This window comes from Nocardia sp. TBRC8007 (genome assembly GCF_056629435.1).
The window spans coordinates 1-201 of the sequence record NZ_JBWSOR010000276.1; the positions used below are offsets into that span (position 1 = coordinate 1).

The window sequence follows — 201 nt, forward strand, 5'->3', positions numbered from 1 at the left end:
GGGGTTCGGTGAGGATTTCCGGGGGTGGGACAGTAGTTATTCCGGGGCGCCGATCCCGGTTGCGCAGATGCGGGAGTGGCGGGCGCGCACGGTGGCGCGGATCCGGGGTTTGGGGGTGGGGCGGGTCCTCGAGATCGGTGTCGGGTCGGGGTTGTTGTTGTCGCGGTTGGCGCCGGAGTGTGAGCAGTATTGGGCGACGGA

1 protein-coding gene is annotated in these 201 nt (G+C 68.7%); it reads left to right on the plus strand.

The window, feature by feature from the left end; translation table 11 throughout:
• Positions 1–201: hypothetical protein (locus tag ACX4ZE_RS23645; RefSeq protein WP_480275678.1), on the plus strand; the 201-nt coding region annotated here is incomplete at both ends.